Raw genomic sequence first — 3,976 nt, forward strand, 5'->3', positions numbered from 1 at the left:
GGGTGGTCGTGGCGGGCGCCGGGGTTGTCCACTTCGCAGCGTACGAATCCGTCGGTGAGGCCGAGCGCGAGCCGGACGGTGGCGGCGCGGTGTTGCAGGGCCTGGCCGACCAGGTCGGCCACGAGCAGTGAGGCGGCCTCGGCGTGGTCGGTGAGGCCCCAGGCGCTGAGGCGGGCGGCGGTCATCCTGCGGGCGGTCGGTACGGCGGAGGGCCGTGCCGACAGTACCCAGGACACGTCGCGGCCGTGCCCGGCCCATCCGGCGCGGACGGCGAGGTCGTGGCTCATCGCCAGGAGCGTGTTCCATGACGGCGGCCGCCAGGATGGTTTCGGCTGGAGGCCGGGTGGATGTCGCTGCTTGGTGTGCACGTCGTTCCTTCCCCCAAAGGTTGACGGTACGACTTCAGGATGCTCCGCGGGGTCCCCGTCGGAGGACGGGATAAATCCCCATGTCGCTACCTACCTGTTAGTGGAGGTGGGTCAGCCAGCGATGCCCTGGGTGCGTCTTGCCGAGCGTGTGCGCGAGCCATGTGCGCCGGTCCGTGGTGAGGATCGGCAGGAGTGCGAGGAGGTCCTGTTCGTCGTGGGGTCGCAGCACGTCGTTCGCGGCGTGCGCCTGGTCCGGGGTGAGGTGGCCTCCGGCTTTGAAGAACAGGACGATCTCCGGGGCGGCCGTGGCGAGCCCCCATTGGGAGGTCTGGACGGCGCGTTCCAGCGGGACGGCGATGCCGTGTTCGCGGTTGAGGACCCAGTCGTGGCCGGAACGTTCGTTGAGCAGGAACTCGAACCCGAACTCGGTGTGTGTCAGGGTCGCCGAGGTGGACAGCGGGCTGTGGAGTTCGGGCAGGTGGATGTGGGCGGGCAGGTCGAGCGGCCGGCCGTTCCACTGCTCGGTGGTGTCGTCGGGGACGCCGGGGTCGTGGGCCACCAGCGCCCAGCCGGGGAAGTGCTCGAAGACGGCGCGCTGGTCGTGGTGGAAGACGGCGATGTCGACGTCGCCGTGGTCGCGGGTCTGCCGGCCGAGCCACGCGTCGGCGGCCCAGCCGCCGCACAGGACCCACGCGGCGCCGAGGCCGTCGAGCAGGTCGCGTACGTAGGCGACGGCCTCCGGTACCTCGCGGGAAGAAGGTTCGTCCACCGTGTGATGGTCGGTCGCCTGTGCGGCGTGCCGCAACCGATTTACCTCCGCCTCCAAGCGGTGGGGGCTGAAGGCCGGGCTGGTGACAACCGGGGGTGGAGGCATCCCGGGGTGGATCTCGAAGCCGTACGCACGTTCGTCGCCGCGACCAAGGCCGGGCGCTTCCAGGAGGCGGCCGCCGGGTGCAAGCGCGTGGCCGCTCTCGAGCGCGGCCGGGGTCAGGCCCGCTCCAGGGCCTCCTCGCGCAGGGTCTGCACGGCGGGCGCCCCTCCAAGGGCCAGGCGCGGGCCTGCAGCCGCGCCGGCACGCGGCCGGCCTTCCGGGTCGCCCTGTTCACCCGTACGGCGCTCGGGGCGCGGCTCGCCCTCGGCGGGCAGGCGTTCCTGCCGCACACCGTGAGCTGCTGCGGGCAGCCTCCGTACGGCCGGGTCAGCGGGTGCCGCGCGTCGCCTTCTTCCGGGCGTCCACCGGCGAGAAGCTGCGCCAGGTGACCGTCGGCGCGCTGCCGGACATGCCGCTCTGCCCGCATGCGCTCGTCCCACGGGCGGACGACCCGCATCCCACGCTCCCCGGACGTGCGCCGCCATCTGCGGCCGGCCCGGCCGGCGGACGGGTGGTTGCTCAGCCGGGCGCCGCGGGCGTCCAGGTCAGGCGGTGGCGGCGTCGGCGTAGCGGCACGCCAGCCGGGCGAAGGCGTCCTTGAGCTCGGCCGGGCCGACGACCTCGATGGCGGCGTCGAACCTGCCGATGGCGGCGGCCAGGCCGGTCCACGACCATGAGCCGAGGACGAGCCGGCAGCGGCCGGGAGTGAGCGGCTCGACGACCGCGTCGCGGGTGTAGGCGGAGACGGTGGCGGCGGGCAGGTCGAGGATGACCTCGCCGCGGCAGGGCCAGTCGGCCGAGCCGCGGGAACCGCGGAAGACGCCGGTCACGTACGCGGCCACGTCGCCTCCGGGCAGTTCGCGCGGGGTGAAGCGGGGCCCTGCCGGGGTGCGCGGGGTGATCCGGTCGGCGCGGAAGATGCGCCAGTCTGCGCGGTCGAGGTCCCAGGCGACGAGGTACCAGCGTCCGCCCCAGGTGAGCAGGTGGTGGGGCTCGGCCCGGCGTGGCGGGGCCTGCTCCTCTTCGGGGGCGTAGCCGAAGCGCAGCACTTGGCGGGCGTGGACGGCGGCGCCGAGCGTCATGAGCACGCCGCTGTCGGCCTGCGGGCCCGCCCCTGGCGGTTCGACGGCGGTGACGTGGAGGGTGTCGATGCGGCGGCGCAGCCGTGCGGGCATGACCTGCCGGACGGTGGTCAGCGCGCGTGCCGCGGCCTCTTCGATGCCGGCGCCGGTGGTGGTGGCGAGCCGGAGGGCGACGGCGAGGGCGACGGCCTGCTCGTCGTCGAACAGCAGCGGCGGCAGCTCCGTGCCGGCCTGCAGCCGGTAGCCGCCGTCGGGTCCCTTGACGGCGGCGATGGGGTAGCCGAGTTCGCGCAGCCGGTCGATGTCCCGGCGGACGGTGCGCGGGCTGACCTGCAGCCGCTCGGCCAGCAGGGCGCCCGGCCAGTCCCGGCGCGCCTGCAGCAGGGACAGCAGCGCCAGCAGTCGTGCTGAGGTTTTCGGCATGCGCCCCATGCTGCCGCACGTAGCGGCCACTTCCTGGCCTCTTCTGCTGCGACTGTTCCGTCTCGGCGCCGGACGGCCGTCCGGCGCCGATCATGCGAATCGCAGGAGGAGAACATGTCCGTCAAGTCCGTGACTCATCTGAACTTCCGCGGCGACGCCCGCGCGGCGCTGGAGTTCTACCGGTCGGTGTTCGGCGGTGACCTCGCCGTCGTCACCTACAAGGACGCCGGGAACGTGCCGGACGCCGCCGAGGCCGACCAGGTCATGTGGGGGCAGGTGATCGCCGGCAACGGTTTTCATGTGATGGCCTACGACGTGCCCGCGGGGATGCCGTGGCAGCGCGGGGAGAACTCGTTCTTCGTCTCTCTGCGCGGCGAGACCACCGAGGAGATCACCGCGTACTGGGAGAAGCTCTCCGCGGGCGCGACCGTCGTGCGGCCGCTCGCGCCCGCGCCGTGGGCTCCCCTGTACGGGATGCTCGAAGACCGTTACGGCGTCGTCTGGGTCGTGGACGTCGCCGCGCCTCGCGAAGTGTGATGACGGCGCCCCGCCGGTAGCCGGCGCACCGTGCGCCTGCTGAAATGTGGCCAGTACGAACTCTTGCCCGTATGGCAGAACACGAGGGGGTCGGGCGGGCGGACGGCACGGGTGAGCGAGCAGGTGCTCACCGCCCGTCGAGCTGGAGGACTTCGGCTTCCACATGTCGCGGCAGATGCTGGGCACCGTCGCGTGCAAGGAGCTCGTCCCCATGCGAAGCCTGATCGCCGACGCCGGGGCCCGCAACATCTGGTGACGACATACCGGGCGACGGATCGGAGCCCGGCCCACTCGGACGGCCGGCGGGGGGCGCGCCGGAGTGCGGCGGTATTTCTATTGGCGGGTATAGAGTGGAGACATGGTGCGACCTCCGCTGACCCCCGAAGAGCGGCTCCGTGGCGAGCAACTCGGCCTGGTGCTGCGCCGCGCCCGAGGCGAGCGCAGCATCGTCGAGGTCGCCGCGGCCGCCGGCATGTCCGCCGAGACCCTCCGCAAGATCGAGACCGGCCGCATCGCCACGCCCGCGTTCTTCACCATCGCGGCGCTCGCCGACGTGCTCGGCATCTCGCTCGACCAGCTCCTTGGTGGACAGGATCGGCCCGCAGGGGATGTTCTCCGCGTTGAGCCGGTCGAGCACCGTCCACTTGTCGTGCTGGATCGACCACTCCTCGATGAGCTGGAACATCTTGTCCAGC

General features: G+C 72.5%; 6 protein-coding genes. 2 read left to right on the forward strand and 4 right to left on the reverse strand.

The window, feature by feature from the left end; genetic code table 11:
• The 4 genes from C1J01_RS46680 to C1J01_RS46695 all read right to left on the reverse strand — a co-directional run.
• A partial coding sequence (locus tag C1J01_RS46680) for a hypothetical protein (RefSeq protein WP_438943196.1) occupies positions 1 to 287 on the reverse strand: 287 nt, incomplete at its 3' end.
• Positions 288 to 465: 178 nt separating this feature from the next.
• Entirely contained in the window at positions 466 to 1,137 is a 672-nt protein-coding gene (locus tag C1J01_RS46685; protein ID WP_181449350.1) for a nucleotidyltransferase domain-containing protein, read from the reverse strand.
• A 218-nt stretch (positions 1,138 to 1,355) separates the two neighbouring features.
• Entirely contained in the window at positions 1,356 to 1,529 is a 174-nt protein-coding gene (locus C1J01_RS50745) for a hypothetical protein (protein ID WP_181449351.1), read from the reverse strand.
• A 255-nt stretch (positions 1,530 to 1,784) separates the two neighbouring features.
• The gene (locus C1J01_RS46695; protein ID WP_111185429.1) at positions 1,785 to 2,744 is read right to left on the reverse strand and encodes a helix-turn-helix transcriptional regulator; all 960 of its coding nucleotides are present in this window, start codon (positions 2,742 to 2,744) and stop codon (positions 1,785 to 1,787) included.
• A gap of 114 nt (positions 2,745 to 2,858) precedes the next feature.
• Between C1J01_RS46695 and C1J01_RS46700 the strand changes: the two genes are divergently transcribed.
• Positions 2,859 to 3,281 (forward strand): VOC family protein, encoded by a 423-nt coding sequence (locus C1J01_RS46700; RefSeq protein ID WP_111185425.1) that lies wholly within the window; start codon positions 2,859 to 2,861, stop codon positions 3,279 to 3,281.
• Positions 3,282 to 3,639: 358 nt separating this feature from the next.
• Positions 3,640 to 3,976 (forward strand): helix-turn-helix domain-containing protein (locus tag C1J01_RS46705; RefSeq protein WP_111185427.1); only part of this gene is annotated, 337 nt, incomplete at its 3' end.

It is taken from the genome of Nonomuraea aridisoli, assembly GCF_003236395.1.
Lineage (GTDB): Bacteria > Actinomycetota > Actinomycetes > Streptosporangiales > Streptosporangiaceae > Nonomuraea > Nonomuraea aridisoli.